Origin of the sequence: Corallococcus sp. CA049B (assembly GCF_003611685.1) — a bacterium.
In the GTDB taxonomy this organism is placed as follows: domain Bacteria; phylum Myxococcota; class Myxococcia; order Myxococcales; family Myxococcaceae; genus Corallococcus; species Corallococcus coralloides.
Genome location: NZ_RAWC01000147.1, coordinates 1 through 21,891, shown reverse-complemented (window position 1 = coordinate 21,891; position 21,891 = coordinate 1). Strand labels below are relative to the sequence as shown.

Genomic DNA, 21,891 nt, shown 5'->3' with positions numbered 1-21,891 from the left:
GCCATGCCGCGCATGAGCGATGAACGACTCCGCCCGTTGGTGGAGCGATTCGCGCAACTCGTTCGCGAGCACGCCGTCTTCCGAGAAACCTTCGGACTTATCTGATTTAGATGAGGGGATGCTTCAGACCCGACTGCGATCTCCCTCTCTCTCCAGCCCCAGCCGGAGTTCCAGTCCCAGTGGCTCCGGGGGCCGCGTGACGCCGACGCGCAGCCCGTCGCCTCCGCCCCAGACGCAGGCCGCTGCTTCCTCCTCGACGAAGCGCCCCCGGGATGAGGCGGATACGTTCGACGCGGGCACGTCGAAGCGGCCCAGGCGGGCCGCGGCCATGGGCGAAAAGCCCCCCTCGGCCGCCGAGCTGTACAAGCAGCAGAACGCGGTGGGCCTGCAGGACACCCACTCCGCCCGCACCGGCGACATGGCGTCCCTGCGCACCACGAAGGACACACCGGAAGATGGCCTCAACCTGCTGGCCCACGTCGGCAGTCAGGCGAGGGACAAGAAGGGCCTCTTCTTCGAAGGCCCCGTGGAGCGCCGCGGGCTCGGGCCCCAGCCGGTCCTCACCTCCGTGCCGGACCGCGACAAGGGTGAGCACACCAACGTCTTCCGGACCATGACCGGGGGCGAGCCCAGCTCCACGAAGTACCAGCAGGAGCTTGGCACCGCCGCCAAGGGGACTCCCTACGAAATCCTCCACGGCATGGGCCATGGCGAAGGCGGCAAGAAGACGCAGTCGGCGCAGAACCTGGCCTCGGCCTCCCACGGCGCCAACACGGCCATGATCCCCGCGGACAAGGCCATTGCCGGCAACCCGGACATCCTCGTGGACACGCACTTCAACGTCCGTCCCGGCACCCACCGCGCCGAGTCCGTGGTGCAGACCTTCTACGACAAGGACCGCCCCAAGGAGCCCATCTTCCAGCAGCACCTCGACGGCGACCTGCCCAAGGTCACCACGAGCCAGTACAAACAACTCCAGAAGGACGCGGAGTTCCTCAAGGACCGCGATCGCCTCGCCGCCGCCGTCGGCCTGCTGAACCTCAAGGACGGCGGCAAGGGCTGAACCTTCGCGCCCGCGAGGTCATCCCTCCGAGAGGGTGAGCGGCCCCGGCATCTGTCCTCCGTGACAGGGCCCGTGAGGTAGACAGACCAGGCCTGTGCACGTGTTGTATGGAGTTGGGTGGTCCGTGACATCCCAGCCTGCAAGTGCCGCGCGTGGATGGTTCTGTCTATAATCAGCGGGCCTTGCTGCCGGCGCAGGCGGACAGCTCCCGCGGCCACTTCACGAGGACACGCCACATGAAGAGGGTGACATTCCCATCGAAGGGTAAAGGGGTAGAGGGATGGATGTCGGAGAGCGACAATTACTTCATCCCGGATGACTGGGGTGGGCAGGTGATTTTCGCGACATCCGCCCCGTTGAACAGCGTCGTGCACCGGAAGCAGGGATTGAGCGACACCTTGTTCAATAGCAAGATCTACGTCCCCTGCGTCTCCACGACGTTCATCAAGGACTGCCTGCATACCGCCGAAGAAATCATGTATCAGGCGCAGTTCGACCCGAAGGACGAAGCGACGCGCAGCAGGAGCGTGGAGTTGGGCCGCGACTTCGGGAACAGCCCGCTGGAAAACATTCTCGTCGCCAATTCCCTGGGCAGTGGCAAGGGAAGCAATGACAATGCGGTGCCGCTCGCGAGCCAGGCCTATGTCATCGTCAACTTGAAGTGGGACAGGGAGGGGACCTCCCCCTACCACGCCGCAGGGGTGGTCGCGGTGGATGGCGGTGACCGCATCACCCTGGAGGTGTTCGCGAGCACGCGCACTTCGTATGCGCGGAAGGAGGCGGGCTGCTATCGCATGTACAAGACGTCGGGCGACGAGGGAGACACCTTCCACGGCGCATGGAGCCCCCAGACGGAGTATTTCTCCGACAGAGCGGTCACCTTCGCCATCTGCAAGAAGTGAGGGAGCCTCCGGCGCCGGGGGGAGACAGGTAAACTGACCCGACCGCGCGGACCGCCGCAGTGGACGAATTGAGCCGGGTCAAATCCGCGTCCGCTCGGAAAGGGCGCGCCCCCGGGGGTCGTCCCGGCCGACTTCTGGACAGGGGGCGCGGGGTGGGGCAGATGTAGGTGTAGCCATGACATCTCGTCCGCCCTCGGTGCGCCCCTCCCACGTCCGGATGCAGAAGACGAAGCAGTCCTCCTCTGGCGCCCGGCGCGTCGTGGGGAAGCGCTCCGGCTCCGGCTCGCGCTGGGGCCGCTGGGTGCTCGGCGGCTGGCTGATGCTCGCGCTCTGGCTCGGCGTGGAGTTCGCGCGGATGCCCGACGTGAGCTCCCTGCGCACTCAGAACCCGCGCACCACCGCGCTCATGGACCAGCGAGCCGAGGAGGCGCTCGAAGCGGGCAGGAGGCCTCGGGCGCGCCAGGCCTGGGTGTCGCTCGGCGCGGTGGCCCCGCACGCCGTGGACGCAGTGCTGATCTCCGAGGACGCGCGCTTCTACAAGCACGAGGGCGTGGACTGGACCGAGGTGGAGAACGCCTTCGAGCAGTCGGTGCGCGAGGCGCGCCTGGGGCGCGGCGCCTCCACCCTCACGCAGCAACTGGCGAAGAACCTCTACCTCTCCACGGACCGCAGCCTGCTGCGCAAGGGGAAGGAGCTGCTGATCGCCCGCCAGTTGGAGGACCGCCTGTCCAAGCAGCGCATCCTCGCGCTGTACCTGAACGTCGTGGAGTGGGGGGAGGGCGTCTACGGCATCGAGGCGGCGGCGCGCGAGCACTTCGGCCTCTCGGCCCGTTCGCTCAGCGTGGCGCAGGGTGCGATGCTCGCGGCCATGCTGCCCGCCCCCCGTCGCTGGCTGCCGGCGCAGCGCCCCGAGACCCTGCGCACCCGTGCTGGGGTCATCATCGGGAGGCTGGAGCGCGAGAGGCGCATCAGCGGGGCGCAAGCCCGCGAGGCCCAGGCCGAGCTCTCGCGCTTCTTCGGTGAACCGTCCGAGTCCGGGCTCGTGGCGGAGGCCAGCTGAAGAACTTTTCGCGGGGCCGTGCGTGAAAGGTGCCACGCCCTTTCCGTCGAGGTTCTCGTGCGTGCACTTCGCCCGCTGTTCTGCAGCATTGCCTTCGTCCTGATCTCCACTCCGGCCCTCGCGCAGTACAACAAGGCGGCGGGTGAAAACGCTCCCATGGAGAGCGTTCGCAAAGTGGTGACACGCAAGGACGGCACCCAGGAGGCGCGCGAAGAGATGCGCCCCGCGGCTCGCGACGGCTTTGGCAACGCGAAGGGCAACCAGAACGACCTCGCGGTGGACGGCGCCTTCGAAGGCCAGACGGTGGCGGTGCTCCAGTTCTACACGCAGGACTTCGACTTCTCGCTGCCGAAGGCCGCGCTGAAGGAGAAGGGCTTCTCCGTGTACCGCTGGGTCAATCAGGCGCCAAGCCCCCAGGAGCTGCGCAAGGGGCTCCAGAAGTCGTGTCAGTTGTGGATCATCTCCGACTCGACGCAGCGCCTGACGCCCGAGCACGTGAAGGTCATCAAGGAGTTCTTCGACGCGGGACACGGCGTGTACATCTGGGGCGACAACGCGCCCTACTACGCGGACGCCAACGTGGTGGGACAGGCGCTGCTGGGCACGGTCATGGAGGGCAACGTCATGGGCGATCAGACGGTCGGCCTGCGCAAGGACGAGGCGGGGCCGGGGCTGCTGCGCCGGCACCTGCTCACCACCGGCCTGGAGTACCTCTACGAGGGCATCACCATCGCCACCATCCAGCCGAGCCCGCGGCTCACGCCGCTGCTGCATGGCTCGGCGGGCAACCTGGTGGCGGCCTTCCATGACAACGGCGGGAAGCGAGCCATCTTCGACGGTGGCTTCACGCGCCTCTACAACAAGTGGGACACGGCGGGCACCGCGCGCTACGTGAAGAACGCGGCGGCCTGGCTGACCAACGTGGAGCGCTTCGGCGACGCCGTGGTGCGCGCGGACCTGCGCAACACCCAGGACCCGAAGCCCTCGCCGAAGCAGTGAACCTTTAGGGGAAGCCCCTTCACCGGGAGCGGGAGGGGAAGGCGCGCAGGAACTGCGCATCCCTCCAATCCCAGACGTGTGCGGGATTCCTGTCCACGTTCACCGGCCAGGAGTTCCAGTTGTGGACGTCGTAGGAGTTGGAGGCCCGCCAGTGGACGAACACGCTGAACAGGGCCGTCACGACGAGCGCGCCCGCGAGGACTCGGTGCCGTGAGGGGGCCTCCAGCACCGCCTGCACGGGGAACGCGAGGAAGTAGACGAGGTACGGCAGCACGTCGGTGAAGAAGCGCGGGCCAATGGAGTGCCCGGCCCACCAGATGAAGAAGGAGGAGATGACCGCCCAGTGCAGGATGAAGATGAGGGCGAAGACGACCTCGTAGGGCTCCAGGCTCCGGCTTCGCCACCGCTGGAGGAAGCCCACCACGCCCAGCACGAGGAACGGTGAGAAGGTGAAGAGGCCTCGCGAGGGGCTGACGAGGTTGGCGGCCAGGGCCATGAAGAACGGGCCGGCGAATGGATCCACCGAGTGTCGGTAGTAGGGCGAGAACACCGAGCCATAGACAGACAGGTGGTACGCGCAGAAGGGTATCGCCACGAGCGCCGCACCCGCGAAGTAGGCCGGCAGCTGGCGGCGGAAGCGCAGGGCCATGAACCCGGTGACCACCAGGACGCTGAGGGAGTGCGTGGGCCGGCAGGCGTAGGCGGCAGCGACCCAGAAGCCCAGCGGGAGCGCGGTGCGCGCGGTCTGCTCGGGGCGGGCCAGCAACAGCATGACGCAGGCGATGGTGAGGAGTCCGGGGCCGTGCTGCCAGAGCACCCGGCTCGCGGTGGAGTACACCGTGGTGCCCAGCCCGAAGAGCAGCACGGTGACGAGCGCCGCCCCCGGGGACACCCGCTTGCGCAGGGTGACGAGGAGCACCGCCGCGGTGGCGCAGACGTAGAACGAGGCGATGAGGTTCTCGGTGCGGGCGAAGGAGCTCAGGTCCACGCCCCCTGTGCGCCGGAACAGCTCCCGCCAGGCCAGCGCCTCGGCACCGAACGTCCCCAGGTGGGGCAGCACCGGCTGCATCAGGGAGATGAGTCCTTCAGCGGCGGCCAGGAACGGGAGCGCGGAGACCATCACGCCCGGCGGGTACACGTAGTACGTGCGGCCGCCGGCCTCGTTGCGCGCATAGGCGGTCCCCGGGAAGAACGAACTCCGGTACTCGTCCAGGTCGGTGTTGCCCTCGTGGAGGATGCTTGCCGCGGAAGGGATGGACCACAGCGAGTCCGTCTGCAACCGCGCGGGGCTCGTGATGTAGATGCCGAACAGGGCCAGACACATCAGCCAGAGCGCGAACTTGGAGGACGCGAAACCACCGCGCGATGCGAGGGATGGGGGCGGCACGAAGGCGCTTCTAGCGAATCCGGCTGAAGAACCCCAAGTCCCACGGCCCTGGTGAGCCCTCCGGGGAGCGGGCGTCAGCGCGGGTGCGGTTCCCAGCGGTAGGTCATCCCGGGCGTGGAGAGCCCGAGGGTGTTGCCCAGGCGCAGGTAGTACCGCCCTGGAACGCGCGGCCACACGGCTCCGTCCATCCTCGGGACGCGCGTCACACCATCCGCCTCCACCAGATCGTAGGCGAGACCCACCGGGGAGGTGCGCACCTCGTAGGCGCGCGCCTCCAGGTCGAGGGCGAGCCAGTCCAGGTCATCCGCCGTGTCCAACCGGCCCTCCGCGTGGAGCCGGGACGCGGGCAGCACCGTGGCGTCCTCGAGCGTGTCCGCGTGGTCGTCCTGTCCCACGTCCTCGATGGTGAACACGTAGGGGCCATACATCAGGCTGTCGCTCACCGAGAAGACGATGGGCTCCGCGCGGTCCGTCTTGAAGAACGCCGTCTGTGCGGAGCCGATCCTCAGCAGGTCCCGGTTCGGCTCCGAGGGCCGGTAGGCCCCGAAGCGCGTGGTGTTCTTCGTGCCGTTGTCGAGGCTCAGGCGGTACACATGCCCGGCCTCCAGGTCCACGCGGAAGGTGTCCCAATCCCACTGGGGCGCGAAGAGTCCCGGGATGGGCACGCCGACGCTCGCGGGCACCGCGTCCTCCACGCCCGAGCCCTGGTCCGCCCCCAGGTCCACCACCTGGAGCGAATAGGGCCCCCGTGAGGCCAGGAGGGAGGCGGACACCCGCACCCGCAGCAGGCCGTCCTGGCGCAGCACCGCCGGGCGGGCCGCCGGTGTTCCCGGAGAGGCGTTGGAGAGCTGGACGATGCTCGCGGCGCAGACGGACTGCGTGGCGCTGTCGCAGACGAAGTCATACGCGTGGCCCGCCTTCGCCGGGAAGCTGAACCAGTCCACGTCGGACCGCGTCTCCGGCACGCCCGTCAGCGTCAGCGCCGACTCGAACGCCGGCAGCGCCGTGGCCCCCTCCGGCTCATCCGCGTGGTCGTCCGGGCCCAGGTCCTGGAGCTCGCACTGGTAACCCGAAGAGGCCCGGTCCGCCCTGGCGCCCACCCGCAGCAGGTGCGCTCCGGCCCCCAGCTTCACCACCGTCATGGCCCCCTCCTGCTCCCACGCGAGGTCGCTCCATGTCACGAAGGGCGTGGACAACGGCTTGAGGGCCAGCACCAGCTCGGGGTCCGTGCAGCGCAGCCGGTACACGTGCCCCGCGAGCGCGGTGAAGGCGAAGGCGTCCTCGTCCCCCGGGAAGTCGACGTGGCCGGTGAACGGCGTGCCGTCCGTGGCGATGGGGATCGACTGGAAGTCCGGATGGCCCTCCGCGTCCCCCACGTCCACCAGTGACACCGTATACGTGCCTCGCTCCGAGGAGCGTCCCCGGGGCCACGCGGCGACAGAAGCGCTGTGGAGGACGGCCTTTGTCTCCACCGTGACGGTGAGCACGGTGTCGCGGCCCTCGTACGTCACCTGTCCATTGTCATAGGGGTGGATGGCCAGGTCGCACCACTGGAAGCCCTCCGGGGTGCAGGTGAAGCGGTACGTGTGCCCCTGCGTCGCGGCGAAGGTGAAGAGATCCACGTCCTGGCGGTGGAGCCGGCCGGACAACGCGACCACGGGCAGGGCGCGCTCCTGGAGGACCGGCGTGTAGGCCTGGTCCAGGTCATCCACCTCGTCCACCTCACAGGTGGAGCCCAGCTCCTGATCCATGGGGCCGCAGCGGCACACCGCCGCGCCTGCCTCGCTGGCGCAGTAGCCCGCGGTGCAGTGCACGCCGGCGCATACCTCTTCCGGGGTGGGCCCGGTGGGGAGCGGTTCTTCTTCGGTGCCGCAGCCGGACAGGAGCGCGGTGGCCAGGAGGGCGCGGAAGGCGGGAAGGAAGGCGCGCATGGTCATGGGGGCTTCAGCGGGGAAGGAGTTCGATGCGGTAGGCATCCGGGCCCTGGAAGCGCCCGAACATGTCGGCCCGCAGCAGGTGGCGTCCCGCCGCGCGGGGCACCCACGCGCCGGAGGCCGTGTCCCAGGGGACGGGCGTCACGCCGTCGGCCTCGAACAGGACGAACTTCGTATCGACCGAGGTGCGGTTCACCGCGTGGGGGCGTGCCTCCAGCGTCAGCGCGAACCAGTCCACGTCGGTGGAGGCGTTCAGCACGCCCGTGACGCTCAGCGCGGCGCCCGGATCCGTCGCGTCCGAGGGCGTGCCGGCGTGGTCGTCCCGTCCCACGTCCCGCACGTCCAGGCGGTACTGCTTCCGGGGGCCGGAGACACGCAGCAGCACGGCGGCGTCGGCGTCCACCAGGAAGTGGTGCACCTTCGCGGTGTCGTTGCGCGTGAGGCTCGCGTCCGGGGTCGCCAGGAGGAGGGCCTCCACGGAGGCTGCGCCTTCCGCCTCCAGGCGGTAGACGTGGCCCGCCACCGCGTCCAGGCGGAAGAAGTCCTCGTCACCCGGATGGGAAAGGTAGCCGGTGAGTGACACATCGCCGGAGAGGGGCACCGCGTCCTGGGCCCCCGTGCCCTGGTCCGCGCCAAGGTCCAGGAGCGTGAGGGCGTACGCCCCGCGCTGACCTCGGGCCTCCACGCGCACCTGGAGCCACGCGTCGCGGGCGACACCCACGGGGCTTGGCTGCTCCCGGATTTCGTCCCACGGCGCGTAGATGCGGGCGTCGCGGCAGGGGGCGAAGGTGGGCGTGTCACAGCGCAGCGCGTACGTGTGACCCGCGCGGGCGAGGAAGGAGAACAGGTCCAGGTCGGAGCTCAGCTCGAGCGTGCCCTCCAGCGGGACGCTGTCGCCCTCGGGCAGCACGGTCGCGGTGCCTGTCGTACCGCCGTGGTCGTCCAGGCCCAGGTCCTCCACGGAGCAGGCGTAGGACGTGGCGATGGAGTTGGCGCTACTGAGGGAGAAGGCGTAGCGGCCCGTGGCCTGGGCCACGAAGCGTCGCCCCGGTACCAGCCCGCTGGCGGACTCCGTCTGGCGGTCCCCCAGCTCCCGCCCGTCCGGGCCGGTCAGGTGGGTTGAAGGGGTCCCCGAGGGAAACGCGCCCGCGCAGCGCACTTCGAGGATATGGCCCCGGGTTGCGTCGAAGACGAACGTGTCCTTGTCCGGGCCCGCCTGGAGCAGGCCCTGGACCGGGGGCGTGCCGGGCGTGAGGCGCGTGGCTTCGGCCACGTCCAGACCGTGGTCGTCCTCGCGCTCGGAGAAGGAGTACTGGAAGGTGCCGGTGCTGCCCTCGGGCAGCGCGGTCACGACGGCCAGGACGTCCCAACCGAGGAAGGCGCGGAAATGCACGCGCGTGGTGCGCCCCTCCTGTTCGACGAACCGCGAGAGGTACGGAGACTCCTCCAGCGTCACCTGACAGGCCTCGAACTCCTCGGCGGTGCAGGTGAAGGTGTAGATGCGCCCGCTCACCGCCTTGAGGGCGAAGGCGCGGTACTGGGCGGCACCGTCCAACGTGATGATTTCACCCGTGCGGGGCAGGGTGGGCACGGCCAGCGGTTCCGCGAGGAAGCCTTGCCAGCCGCAGTCCCGGTCGGTGCCGCAGGGATTGGGCGTGGGGGCAGGGCACTTCAAACCCTCGCAGGGACCGCTGGAACAGCCGGAGGCCATGAGCGCGAGCAGGAAAAGACAGATGGCGCGGAAGGAGCGCGAGGCCATGCGGGAGGACCCTGGGTGGCGAAAGGGCGTTGACCCTAATGAAGCAGGTGGCACGAGCGCAAACCGGCTCCCCGGCGCAACCGCGCCGCCTGCCTGCACCTCCTTCTTCGCGGCGCCGAGCGTCCCGCCAGAACGCACGCGCGTGTCCAGGCAACGCGCCATCCCGTGCTTCACCTCCGCGTTCCCCAGGCGTGCGCTAGCGCACCGCGCTGGCACGTTCCACGCAAAGGCTCCGGGCTTGAGCGCCGCTGCTCACGGCGCTCATCAAATCCCCTCCCTGGAACGTCATGCCCTCCTCGCGCGCCCCCAACCAGGCCCCCCCGCAGCGCCCTGCCCAGTTCGCGTCAACCGACGTCGGCTCCCTCCGGCAGAGCATCAACCTCTTCCGCGGCTCGGTGAGCTACCAGCGCCCGCTGGTCCAGCTCCCGGGGAAGCTCGGAGACGACACGCTCGCGGTGGAGCTGGGCCTCTCCTATGACAGCTCCATCCACCTCGCCGCGACGCGCTGGAACCTCGACGCGCCCACGGGCGTGGTCGGCCTGGGTTGGATGCTCCCCCGCGAGCGGATCGTCGCGGAGTCCGACGGCGCCCTGTCGCTCGCCGCGCGGCGCTTCATCCTGGAGACCGGAGGCGCTCGCAACCGGCTGGTGCCCACCCCCCGCCCGTGGGTCCGCGCGCTGCTGGACGCGGCGCTGAGCTCGCGGCTCGGCGGACCCCTCGTCTCGCAGGAGCTCATCACCGCCTTCGCCGCGGCCGGGCTCCCGCTGTCCCCCCAGGCCACCGTCAGCGGGCAGGGCCCGTGGGACGTGGAGGATCCCGTCCACGAGCAGTCCTTCGTCCTGTCCGAGCAGGCCGGCGCGGCCGGTGCCCAGGTGCTCGCCGTGGCGGCGGGTGGGCTCGGCTTCGAGCCGCAGGACTTCAGCTTCTGGCGCGTGCGCTACTACCCGGCCTACGAGCGCTGGGTGGCGGTGGACGACTCGGGAACGCAGCGGGTCTTCGGCGGTGGCGTCTCCGTCACCTCCCAGGGCTTCGCCACCAGCACCGGCCACGGTATCGAGTGGGGCGTGCGCTTCGGCGGTGAGCGGGGCGGCTGGGTGGGCAGCTCGACGCGCCGGGAAGGCCAGGCGCAGTACGCGCACGCGTGGAACCTGGTCGCGCGCGTGGACCGCTACGGCGACCGCGTCACCTACGCGTACAACACCTTCGAGCGCGGCGCGGACGGGCTGCTCCCCACCGTCGAGCAGCGCGTGGGCACCGACGGGCTGCCGTACACCAAGGCCTGCTACCTCTCGCGCATCACCGGCGTGGGCGGCCGGAGCGTGGCGCTGGACTACGCGCCCAAGTGGTACACGGCCACCGTCCACGAGTACCAGGATCCGCACAAGGTGCTCGCGCCCGCCGCTGACGGCGTGCCGCCGGAGAACCTCACCACCCCCAACGCCTTCCAGGACCGCTACGAGACGCTGTACCTGGACCGGCTGCGCGTCCTGGACGGCGCGGACCGCGAGCTGTACCGCGTGACGCTGGACTACGCCCGGCCCCAGGCCGTGCCCGGCACCCTCGCTGCGTCGTCCGCCGACCTCTGCAAGCGCTTCCTCACGGGCATCACCGAGCAGGACCCGGCTGGGCGCAGCCTGCCCGGCTACGTGTTCGCCTATGCGCTGGAGGAGGGCGCGGACCACCCCGGCGCGCTCACGCGCGTCATCTATCCCGAGGGCGCCACCGGCACCTTCGCGTACGACGGCGCCGTCCCGCTGGACATCTGCGAGCGGGACCTGACCGTCACGCCGCCCGCGGGCTTCGGCGCCACCGGCAACACGCCCTTCGTCTGGCTGGGGCCGGACTACGCCGTCACCTGCTGGCTGGATGCGCAGCGCAAGCGGCTGAGCCTCCAGGTCCACACGTGGACGGGACGCTGGCAGCGCTCCACCCCCAGCGAGGGGCTCGTCTACGAGGGCGAGCAGGCGCTGGACGCGAGCACGCTCGCGGGCGCCACCTCCACGGACTTCTTCGGGCTGACCTTCCGCGTCGGCGACGAGGTGCGCGTGCTCCCGTTCCGGCGCAGCACGCTGCGCACGTGGGAGTGGGCGCCGTACTCGAATGAGGACGGCACCTCGTGGCTCTCCTTTCCGCGGGCCACGGGCGCCCGGCTCGCCGCCGGAGAGCGCTTCCTCCTGGCCACCGTCTCCGGCTTCGACGGCACCGGTGACAACCTCTACCGGCTCACCTGGGACTGGCAGCGGCGCGCGTGGAATGGCGGGGACGCGCCCGCGGTGCGGGGACGCATGATGCAGGTGCTCGCTCGCGGCGAGCGCTACCTGCTGTGGCAGCACCTCAACGGCAAGGGGACGGTGTCGCTGGCGTGGCTGGACGGCGACCACCGGTGGAACGACGGCGGGACCCTGGACGTGGAGCTGGGGCCCCGGCAGACGGAGATGTTCTGGGCGGACGGCCCGTCCATGGTGGCGTGGTGCGAGGCCACGGACTCCAGCGCCACCGGCCGCTACGCCCTGCGCGTGCGCCGCTGGGACGCGGACTACCAGTTCCAGGCAGGGCAGGGCGTGGACGCGGAGAACCTGCGCCTGTCCTCCGTCACGCAGGTGCCCAGGCCCTCATGGCCGCCGGTGCCGTCCGTGTCCGGCAACGAGCTGGTGGGCACCGACCGGTACCTGTGGCGCTTCGATGGCGTGGGCTGGAACACCTCCGAGGCGCTGACCGACCAGGGACGCGGCCGGCCGGGCTGGATGGCCTACGCGTATGGGCGCGACGTGGTGCTGCAGGTGCTCAACGTGTCGGATGGCGTCACCACGCGGCTGCTCGCCTACGACGCGGACAGCGGCACCTTCGCGCGCGCGCCGAGGACGCTGCCGGCCCTGCCGCCGGGAGAGGACTTCGGCTACCCCGCGGCCACCGGCGAGGACTTCATCGTCGCCTCCAACACCGTCTGGTACCGCGGCGCCGCGCCCGGCTGGAAGGGGCCGGAGAGCGAGCAGCCCGTCTACGAGGGCGCTCCCGAAGGCACGGACTTCTTCAGCGTCGTCGACGCGGCCCCGGACTTCGCGGGGTGGCGGCTGCCTCCGGGGCAGGGCGCCGCGCGCATCGCCCTGGCGCTGCTGGAGAACGGCCGCGCGAAGGCCACCTCCACCATCGCCGGCCAGACGTTCGTCAGCCCCCTGTCGCCGGAAGGACTGGTGTCTCCGCCTCGCGCGGGCAAGAGCCCCGCCGGCCCCGCCACCCTCGTCACCTATCCGCAGACGGCGCCCGACTTCGAGCGCGCGCCGAGCCTCACCCTGCACCGCTTCGTGGGCGGCGACATCCAGGGCGCGCTGGTGGACTACCCGGTGCGCTCGCTGACCATCGACACCGGCCTGGGCGAGCCGCTGCGCTCCGTGTGGAGCTTCGACCGGGTGAGCGCCGCGTGCGATCCGTCCGGCGAGATCATCAAGTACTACCGCTCCACGGCCTGGGATGGCTGTGACGAGCCGTCCGCCGCGCGGGGCGGGCGGACCGTGACGACCTACGACAACGGGGCCACGGACGAGGGCCTGAGCATGCTGGACGGCCAGCCCCTCCAGACGCTCACCTTCGAGGGCGCCGCGCTGTTCGCCGCGCCCACCTCCGCCGCCCTGGGCCTCACGCCTGACGTCCCGCCGGGCACGCCCGTGCCGCAGGCCTTGCGCGCCCTGTTCCCGGCAGAAGCGGCGCTGTCCGCCCAGGCCGTCTACGAGGCCCGCCGCGTCGACGGGCGCTACCTGTACTGGTCCGTCGAGGACCCCACCACCCAGCGCCGCTACACGGTGGACAGCGACGAGGATCCGAAGTCCCCCACGGCGGTGCGCGGCTACACCGGCCGCCTGGTCGCCAGCGAGACGAACACCTGGGAGGTCTTCACGTCGCGCGCCGGCTTCACGTCGCTCCAGGACGCGGTCCAGGGCACGTGGAGCGAGGTGATGCTGCACGGCGCCTACGTGCGGCCGGCGAGCATCCGCTCCATGCAGGACGGCCTCGCGCTGGAGACGCGCTATGGCTACCTGGGAGGGCTCCCCGCGCCGCTGACGGGTGGCACCACCTCCGAGTCGTTCGACACACGCGACGTCCACGGCGTGACGTGGACGACGGAGATGGCCACCACCTTCGCCGCCGCCGTGCCCGCCTGGCGCGCCCTGGCGTGGGAGAACGTGCTGACCCCCGTCGCGCAGATGCGCACCCGGGTGTGGCCGAAGGACGGCGTGGACTCCGTGTCCGCGTGCGCCGCCACCACCTACGGCCCCTTCGAGACGGCCGGAGGCTGCACGGTGCTCGACGTGTCCGCCCGCTACGACTGGGGCGGTCCGACGGCTTCCAATGGCGCCCGGTTCCCGTTCGGCGCGGACGCCGTCCCCCCGGAGTGGTTCATGCGCACGCGCATCCTGACGCGCGACGGCCGGGGCATCGCCACGCTGTCGAAGGACGCATCGGGCGTGGCGCACTCCACGCGGGTGGACGCCACCGGACAGCTGCCGCTGCTGATGGTGACGAACGCGGACCTGGCCGCGCAGGAGGCCGACGCCTGCGGCTTCGAGTCGCAGGAGCCGCTCACCGCGTGGACCTTCACCGGAGGCGCCGCCGTCACCGCGGAGCGCGCCCACACCGGCGTCCGCTGCGCGTGGCTGCCAGGGGGTGACGCCGCCGTGGAGCGCGCACCGCTGACGCCCGCCAACAACGCGCGCACCTACGTCGCCGGCTGCTGGTACGCGCGTCCCCGCAACGCCGCGGCCGGTGCGTCCCCCGTGCTGATCATCACCGTGACCTCGGGGAGCACGGTGGTGGGCTCTCCCCTCCGGATCGCGCTGGACGACACCTCTGGACGCTGGGCCTGGGTGCAGGCGGCCATCGCGCTGGGCGAGCACCACGCGCGCCTCGCGTCCGACGGTCCGCTCTCCGTCCGGCTGCGCGTCGAGGCGGACGGCGGCGAGCTGTGGGTGGACGACGTGGGCTTCTACCCTCGCGATGCCAACGTCATGGCGCAGGCCTTCGAGCCGGGGACGCACAAGCTGACGGCCAACGTGGGCCCCGGGGGCCTGACGTCCCGGGCGGTCTATGGCCCCACCCGGCGCATGGTGGGCCAGGTGCGCGCCAATGGGGCGCTGAAGGGCGTGCAGCTGGAGTTCAGCTCCCGCCAGCGCAACGCCGCCTTCAATCCGGGGGATCCGAACGCCCAGGTGGTCGTCCAGGCCACGCGCGGCGGCACCCTGCAGACGTTCCGCGACGGCGAGGCCTGGCGTGACGCATGGACGCCCTCGGCGGAGGGCGCGTGGCGCGCGGACTCGGGCCTGCTGCTGCACGAGGCCGCCACCGACGCGTCGCTCACCGCCACCGCGCCGGAGGCGGAGGCGTGGGCCCTCTACGTGGAGCCCACCGCGGTGGACGGGGGCCCGGTGACGCTGTCGCCGGGATTCGGCTTCACGGTGGGCACCGCCGCGCGCCTCTCGTGGGACGGCCACGGCTGGCGCCTGGACGTGGGCGGGCAGGGTGTCTCGCCCGTGGGCCCGGGCGCCTCCAGCCCGGCCTCGCTGCTGCTGGTGGTGACGGGAGGCCGGCTGCTGTTCTGGACGGACGGCGGCCTGGTGTTCTCCGTGGCGGCGGGCGTGCGCGGAGGCGCGGCGCTCACCTCGGGCACCGGAGCGCTCGGCCTGCGCAACCTGGCGTGGATGGAGGGCCCGGTGATTCAAGCGCGCCTCCAGGACTCCACCGGCGCGGACCGTCAGCTCCAGGCGCTCGGAGGTGACACGTACCTCGTCAACCAGCTCATCGAGGACGCGCTGGGGCGCACCATCGTGAAGACGAAGTCCGTGCCCGGCGACTTCGGCTCGGGCGCGGCGCTGGCCCCGCTGCTCTATCGCACGGGGCTGGTGGACCTGCCGGCCTTCCAGGCCTCGCTCGCGGGCAGCGGCGTCATGGCCGGCGACGCGACGGACTACTGGAATGGCGAGGCGGGGCGCTCCGCGGACGGCGGCTACCCGTACTCGCGGCGCCTGCTGGAGGCGTCACCGCTGGGGCGCACCGTGGAGGTGGGCCTGCCGGGCGCCGCGTGGGCCATCGTCGACCCGTACACCACGCCCGCGGACTCACGGCCCACGTCGAAGGTGCGCTACGCGGCGGACGCGGCGGTGCTGCCGGGGCTGGACCTGCCGGCCACCGACTTCCGCGTCACCACGTTCACCTCCCCCGTGGGCGAGCGGCGCCTGAAGGTGCGTGACGCGAAGGACGCCGCGCTCGCCGTGCTCGTGCCGCTGCCGGACGACTCCACGTACGTCTCCGCCATGGACCTGGGCATGCAGCCCACGGGCACGCGCACGCGCGTCATCCTCCCTGACGGCTGGCGCAACGGCACGGACGCGGCCATCGTGCGCGACTACGACTGCCTGGGCCGGCTGCTGCGCGAGTCCACTCCCGACGCGGGGGAGACGCGCTACGTCCATGACCGGGGCGGGCGCGCGCGCTTCGCCCAGACCGCGGCGGACGCGGCCGAGGGCCGCATCACCTGGACGACCTACGACGCGATGAGCCGGATGACGGCGCGCGGCCACGTGACGGCTGAATGGAACGAGCCGCTGCTGCTCGAGCGGGCGGAGCTCCCGGGCTGGCCGCTGACGGATCCGGGTGCGGGCGCGGTGACGACGGGCGTGTGGCGCTACGACGGCGACGGCTGGGACGCGCTGGCGCTGGGACAGCTGGTGGGTTCGCGCTCCCAGGACACGGGCGCGCCCGCGACGGTGGACTCCTCGTACCGCTGGACGCCGCTGGGCCAGCCCGAGGCGCGCACCCTGCGGGTGACGTGGGACGACGGCGAGGAGGCCGCGCCGCTGGAGGTGACGTTCGGCTACGACAACACGAACGCGCTGGTGCGGCTGGGGCTGCCGCGGGAGCTGTTCCCCCAGCCCGGGCCGCTGCGCTACGGCCGCGACGTCCAGGGCAACATCACCTCCATCCAGGACGAGGCGGGCGCGGAGCTGGCTTCGTTCGGGTGGGATGCGATGGCGCGGGTCCGTGCGGGCCGCTCCGGCCCCGTGAGCTGGGAGATGGCCTACGACTCGCCGGGCCACCTGCTGCGGTCCACCGCCTCCGCCGGGACTGTCGCCACGCAGGCGTACACCTTCGCGCCCGACAGCAACGTGCGCGGCACCAGCGCGGTGCTCGGCGCGCAGCGGGAGCAGCTTGCCTATGGCTATGACGGGCTGGGCCGCATCACCACCTCCCAGTCGGTGGAGGGCACCGACGCCGCCGAGCGCTTCCAGTACGAGGAGGACCTCAACGGCAACATCCACGAGCTCTCCGGCGCGAAGCTGTCATACGTGCCGGGCGGCAACCGGCTGGACACGGTGGCGTGGCCGGACGGCAGCGAGACGGCGTTCACCTGGCGGGCGGATGGCACGGTGTCCTCGCGCCGCACCCGGGGCACCGGACCGGTGGACCTGGACTTCACCTACGCGCCCGGCATGGCGCTGCCGCGAAGTATCCAGGTCCGCCCCGGCGCCAGCGACGCGAGCACCGTCGAGTACGCCTACGACGCCGACGGCGTCCGCGTGGCCACCCGGGTGCGCGGCCCCGGCGGCGAGGAGCGCGAGGTGCGCTTCCCGGGTGAGAACCAGCCGCTGTTCGTGACGGGCGGGAAGAGCGGCACCGTGCTGTACGTGCCGGGCCCCACGGGCTGCCCGCTGGTGTACCGCGACGGCGTCCGCTACCACGCCTCGAGCGACCGGCTGCGCTCCACGCGCGCGCTGTTCGACGCCCAGGGCACGCTGGTGGAGGGCTTCGGCTACACCGCCTTCGGTGCGGCACGGGAGTCGACGGGCGCCGCGCCGTGGATGCGCCTGCGCTTCTCCGGCGCCGAGTACGACGCGGAGACGGGCCTCTACAACCTCAACGCCCGCCTCATGGATCCGGTGCTGGGCCGCTTCTACGCGCCGGACCCGGCCGACGAGTTCCCCAGCCCCTACACCTACGCGGGCAACCACCCGACCACGCGGGTGGACCGCACGGGCGCCATCTCGGACAGCGGTCGGGTGGTGGTCGTCGTGTTCTCCGGTGCCGTCGCCGCCGCGGGGACCGTGGCGGGGCTGGTCCTGGACGTGACGACGATGGGGCGGACGGCGGGGCTGTCCGCGCTCGCGAGCATGGTCTCCGCGGCCGGCTGGAACGGCATGACCTACGCCCTGACCGCCGACGACTTCAGCTGGGGGGAGTTCACCGGCACGGTGATCGTGGGCGGGGTGAGCGGCTTCATCCGCGGGGGCATCTCCGGCGGCATCCAGGGACGCGCCAGGGCGGGCCGCGAGGAGAAGGTGCGCGGCTTCCCGCAGCAGGCCGCCAGGCTGGCCGAGGACGCGGCGAGGCCGGACGCCTCGCGCGCGACGAAGGCCAAGAAGTGGAGGTCCGAGGCCACCTACTGGGATCAGCTGCAGAAGAAGCTCAACCCCGCCGAGGACGCGTGGCAGCAGTTCATGGTGGCCCTGCCGCACAGCGCGCTGGGCAACACCATCGGCTACACCGTCGCCGGACTGGTCTCCATCCCGCTGACCAACCTGGTGACGCTCGTCGTCTCCGGCGAGAACGAGTTCGGGACGGACTGGAAGGACGCCCTCAACGTCATCCTGGACGGGGCCTGGGGGCTGACCGTGGGCGTGGGCGGGACGTCGTTCGGCTACGTCAAGAATCGCTACAAGCTCAAGGAGCGGGTGACGCGCAAGCTCGAATCCGCGGGCAACTCGATTCTGGAAGGACTGACCGGCCCGAGCGTGATGGGCAGCTCGAGTGGCATGTCCATGGGACCGTCCGGCCAGCTCGTCGGCATCTTTGGAATGAACTGAGAAGAGGGGAGAGTCGATGCGAATCTGCGTGAAGACCGCGGTGATGCCCAAGAACAAGACCTGGGCATCACCCATGAAGGTGGACTTCAGTGAGGACCTGCTGCCGGGTGAGCGCGTGCTCGGGGCGATGGCGGGGCTGAGCTACTTCCGGCTGTATTACGCCGACAATGGCTCCACCTCCGAGGCGGTGGGGCAGGCCAGCGTGACGCTGGTGCCGAACCTCACCGAGGACGCCGTCCACGTGACGGCGTCACTGGTGATGACCAACTACAATGGCGCGGAGGCGGCCTGCTCGACGGACGGCAGCGGGCACGACAGCTTCGTGCGCATCACCGTGGTCGCCGTGCTCGGGCTGATGAACCCCGCGTACCAGGCGGTGGCGGGCAACCTCTACGGGCTCTCCGGGCAGTGGGGAGAAGCCATCCCCATCGCCTCCGCGTCGGCGGAGGCCCGCGCGTTCCTCGCCGGCTTCTACATCGCGGGCAGCAGCGCGAAGGAGGTGAGCAGCCTGTCCTTCACCACCTCCGTGGAGAAGCCCGGCGGCGCCCAGGCGAAGGTGAGCGGGAAGGCGACCCAGAGCGGTGACGAGGAGCGGACGGGGACGGCGGACGTGGCCTTCCTGTCCACCGACGGGGTGTCCTACTACAAGGTCCTCTCCATCGACACGTCGTCCAGCAAGTGGACGGAGGTCGATGACGAGCGCGACGGCGTGACGTGCGCCTTCAGCGTGACGCCCACCCTGAACGCGGGCGAGACGGTGCGCCGGGCCGGCGTGCTCCTGCAGAACGTGAACATCAACTTCGAGCGGGACAAGACGAGCGACCTGGAGCTGTTCGAGGCGGGCGTCACGAGCGACACGCTGAGCATCTCCAACGGGAAGACCATCTCCGGGACGCTCATCCTGAACATCTTCAACTCGCGCACGGGAGACGACTACGGCATCGCGCCGCCCCCCACGAGCAACCTGACGGCGTTCGTCATCGCCGAAATCGCAAGGCCGCTGCCTGGAGGTGAGTCATGAGCTGGCAATTCAGCCGCAAGGAAGTGGTGTCCGGGGACACGGCGACGTTCGACTTCTCGGGCGACGTGGGGCTCGCGCTGTATGGCATCTCCCGCTTCGACATCAACTTCGCCACCAGCGCTTCGGGAGGGAACCTGGGGGGCTCCTCCATCTCCGGGTTCGGCGTGAAGCTGACGCGGGAGAACGCGGGGGAGGACAGCAAGCGGCAGGTCAAGGTGAAGGCGGAGGTGACGGGCACGCCGCTGTCGTCCGCCAGGGTGTGGATCACCGTCATCGCCTGGGTCGGAGGCGAGTCCAGCACGCGCTATGTCGTGAGCGGCGAGGAGCTGGCGACGGGGCAGATGTCCAGGCCCGAGGCCGTGGTGTCCCTGCCGGAGTTCTCCGCCGCCGTGCTGTCGGGCTTCAAGCTCGACTTCGCCTCGGGCAGCCACGACGTCAGCGGCGTGGGCGCGTCGGCGGGCATCTCGGCGTCCATCACCGCCCCGGGCAGCGCCTACGTCACGGGCGCCGGGACGCTGACGGGCAAGGGCGCCTCCAACTGCACCGTGAGCCCCTCGGGCCTCGTGCTGGGGGAGGCCCAGGAGAACGCGTGGTTCGGGATGGTCGCCGACGAGTCGACCTACACCGTCAATGACATCAACTGGGGGAAGACGAAGCTGCGGGTGGAGACGGGCGCGCCGGTGGCGTTGAGGCATACCGCGGTGCTGCTCCAGTCGTTCTTCGGGCGCTTCAGCGCGATGAACTTGAGCCCCATGCCGCTCAGCTCGGTGACCTTTGGTGCGAGCGAACCGGTGGCGGTGTCGGCCTCGCCCGGCGTCTTCGAGTTCGAGTCCACCCGGTGGCTGGCCGACTGCACCACCATCGTGAACTCGGGCAAGGAGATCTGGACGGAGGCGCAGACGTACTCGGCCGTCTACGTCTGGGCCGCGCTGGGCTGAGGCCGTGACATGAACAGGCTCAAGCCGAGCCGTGGGGCCAGGAACCGCGCGACGAGCTGTCCCTTGACGCTGTTGCCCGCCGCGTCGAGCAGTGGGGCGAAGGTGCCCAGCCCGCCCTTTCCCGGCGCGACGGCGACGATGCCGCCGCCAATGCCGCTCTTGCCCGGGACCCCCACGTCGTAGAGCCAGTCCCCGGAGGTCTCATACATCCCCGCCGTGGCCATCACCGCGAGCGTGTGATGACAGACCTCCGCGTCGACGACCCGCGCGCCGGTGAGCGGGTTGACGCCCCCGTCCGCCAGGGTGGCTCCCATCACGGCGAGCTCCCTGGCGGACACCGCCAGGGAACACTGGCGGGTGTAGAGCTCCGTCGTCAGGAGCGGATCCGCCTCCAGGCGGCCCAGCCCGCGCAACAGGAAGGCGAGCCCCTGGTTGCGCTGGTGGGTCTCCCGCGCGGAGGCATACACCTCTTCGTCGAGCGCGAGCGGGCGTCCGGCGAAGCGGGACAGCCCCTCATGGATGAACCGCCACCGGGCCTCGGGGCTGCTGCCGGGGACGAGGCCCGTGGTCGCCAGCGCTCCCGGGTTCACCATGGGGTTGGTCCGTCCATCCGTGCTCAGGTCGATGGCCATGGCCGAATTGAACGGCAGGCCCGTGCCATTGACCCCCAGCTTGCGCCGGGCCACTTCAGGCCCCAATGCCTGACAGATGAGGGCGAAGAGGAACGGCTTGGAGACGCTCATGATGGAGAAGGGATGGTCCACGTCCCCGGCCCCATGGCTGCTGCCGTTGATGCCCACCACGCACGCGCCGAAGAGCCGGGGCTCCACCCGCGCCAGCGCCGGGTAGACCTGCGAGCACTGTCCCTCCGTGTTCCCCTGGTGGCGCTGGTAGGCCTCGTCCACCAACGCCTGGACCCGCTCCTCGGAGGGGAGCTGTCCGGTGGAGATGAAAGGGGGCTCGCCTGTCGTGTCCATGCGTGAAGGTTCGTCGCGCATCAATGGCTGTCAATGCCACGCGGCCGCGCGGGCGTGGAGCCGCAGGCATGTCAGGACTTGCTGGAGGCCCCGGGAGGGTGCTGGCATAGTGGGCCGCCAAGATGAGGTCGAGGAGGCATTGATGCCGCCGGAGCAGGGGAAGTCTCGTCAGGAACGACTGCTGGGCGCCATCCAGCTCGCGACGATGGAGGGGGTGGAGATAGGACCGCTCGCCAGTCCGATCGTCACGCGTGACGCCGGGCGCATCCTCTATGCAGACCATGCGAGCACGGAGGTGCTCCGGCGCAAGTACGAGGGGCACGGTTGGGATACCGCGACCATCGTGGACGTGGACCTGGACCTCTCGTCGCGAACGCTGTCCGGTGCGCTGGGTGACCGGCGGGTGGACTTCGTGCTCGCGAGCCACGTCATCGAGCACGTGCCGGACCCCGTGAGCTGGCTGGGGGACCTGCGCCAGGCACTGCGTCCCGGCGGCATCATCTCGCTGGCCATCCCGGACAAGCGCTTCTGCTTCGACGCGAAGCGCCCGGTGAGCACCCCCGGGGAGCTGGTGGACGCCTTCCTGTCGCGCCGCACCGGGCCGACCGTGAAGCAGGTCTTCGACTTCTGGGCCTGCTACTGCCAGGTGGACACGCAGGCCATGTGGAACAAAGACATCGACGCGGAGAGCCTCCCGTACTCCGGCACGCTCGAGAATGCGCTTCAGAAGTCCCGGGAAGCCTTGGCGTCCACCAGCTACACGGATGTGCACTGCTGGGTCTTCACCCCGAGCTCCTTCCTGGAGGCCGCGGCCGCTCTGGCGGAGCTGGGGATGTTCCCGTTCCAGCTCGCGGACTTCGCGTCGACCCCTCGCGGGGATCTGGAGTTCTTCGTCAGCCTGAGGTGCGTCGAGGACGAGGAGAGCGAGCACGAGCGGACCCTCCGCGCGCAGTCGCTGCGCGCCGCGGCGCTCGAAGCGGCGTCAGCGCCTGGCCCCTCGCG

Annotated in this window: 12 protein-coding genes; 8 read left to right on the top strand and 4 right to left on the bottom strand. The window is 70.8% G+C overall.

The window, feature by feature from the left end; all coding sequences use genetic code 11:
* The first annotated feature begins 328 nt into the window (after positions 1-328).
* The 4 genes from D7W82_RS26785 (at position 329) to D7W82_RS26770 (ending at position 4,024) form a co-directional block, all read left to right on the top strand.
* Positions 329-1,063: a hypothetical protein gene (locus D7W82_RS26785; protein WP_233587950.1), complete on the top strand. Its 735-nt coding sequence runs from the start codon at positions 329-331 to the stop codon at positions 1,061-1,063.
* Positions 1,064-1,347: 284 nt separating this feature from the next.
* On the top strand, positions 1,348-1,965 hold the full coding sequence (locus D7W82_RS26780) for a hypothetical protein (RefSeq protein ID WP_120621062.1): 618 nt from the start codon (positions 1,348-1,350) through the stop codon (positions 1,963-1,965).
* Between the two features lie 175 nt (positions 1,966-2,140).
* On the top strand, positions 2,141-3,025 hold the full coding sequence (gene mtgA, locus D7W82_RS26775) for a monofunctional biosynthetic peptidoglycan transglycosylase (RefSeq protein WP_120621061.1): 885 nt from the start codon (positions 2,141-2,143) through the stop codon (positions 3,023-3,025).
* 57 nt (positions 3,026-3,082) lie between these two features.
* Positions 3,083-4,024, top strand: a complete 942-nt coding sequence (locus D7W82_RS26770; RefSeq protein WP_120621060.1) for a hypothetical protein — start codon at positions 3,083-3,085, stop codon at positions 4,022-4,024.
* Between the two features lie 19 nt (positions 4,025-4,043).
* Here the strand turns inward: D7W82_RS26770 and D7W82_RS26765 are convergent, their stop codons facing one another.
* The 3 genes from D7W82_RS26765 to D7W82_RS40640 all read right to left on the bottom strand — a co-directional run bounded on the left by D7W82_RS26765 (position 4,044) and on the right by D7W82_RS40640 (position 9,104).
* A complete protein-coding gene (locus D7W82_RS26765; protein ID WP_120621059.1) occupies positions 4,044-5,411 on the bottom strand; it encodes a hypothetical protein in 1,368 nt (455 codons plus the stop codon).
* Positions 5,412-5,485: 74 nt separating this feature from the next.
* Entirely contained in the window at positions 5,486-7,342 is a 1,857-nt protein-coding gene (locus D7W82_RS26760) for a hypothetical protein (protein ID WP_147439552.1), read from the bottom strand.
* A gap of 13 nt (positions 7,343-7,355) precedes the next feature.
* Positions 7,356-9,104, bottom strand: a complete 1,749-nt coding sequence (locus tag D7W82_RS40640; RefSeq protein ID WP_158617732.1) for a hypothetical protein — start codon at positions 9,102-9,104, stop codon at positions 7,356-7,358.
* Between the two features lie 287 nt (positions 9,105-9,391).
* On the opposite strand from D7W82_RS40640, the gene D7W82_RS26750 reads away from it, so the two are divergent.
* The 3 genes from D7W82_RS26750 to D7W82_RS26740 are packed head-to-tail and all read left to right on the top strand — an operon-like array spanning position 9,392 to position 19,912.
* The gene (locus D7W82_RS26750) at positions 9,392-17,953 is read left to right on the top strand and encodes an RHS repeat-associated core domain-containing protein (protein WP_120621057.1); all 8,562 of its coding nucleotides are present in this window, start codon (positions 9,392-9,394) and stop codon (positions 17,951-17,953) included.
* Between the two features lie 16 nt (positions 17,954-17,969).
* Positions 17,970-18,974 (top strand): hypothetical protein, encoded by a 1,005-nt coding sequence (locus D7W82_RS26745; RefSeq protein ID WP_120621056.1) that lies wholly within the window; start codon positions 17,970-17,972, stop codon positions 18,972-18,974.
* Positions 18,971-19,912 carry a hypothetical protein gene (locus D7W82_RS26740; RefSeq protein WP_120621055.1) on the top strand — a complete coding sequence of 314 codons (942 nt, stop codon included), beginning with the start codon at positions 18,971-18,973 and terminating at the stop codon, positions 19,910-19,912. Before D7W82_RS26745 ends, D7W82_RS26740 begins: the two co-directional genes overlap by 4 nt.
* Here D7W82_RS26740 and glsA read toward each other — a convergent pair.
* Positions 19,888-20,889 (bottom strand): glutaminase A, encoded by a 1,002-nt coding sequence (gene glsA / locus D7W82_RS26735; RefSeq protein ID WP_120621054.1) that lies wholly within the window; start codon positions 20,887-20,889, stop codon positions 19,888-19,890. The genes D7W82_RS26740 and glsA overlap by 25 nt on opposite strands.
* Before the next feature lie 109 nt (positions 20,890-20,998).
* On the opposite strand from glsA, the gene D7W82_RS26730 reads away from it, so the two are divergent.
* Positions 20,999-21,891, top strand: an 893-nt coding sequence (locus D7W82_RS26730; protein WP_158617731.1) for a class I SAM-dependent methyltransferase, incomplete at its 3' end; no start/stop codon positions are given.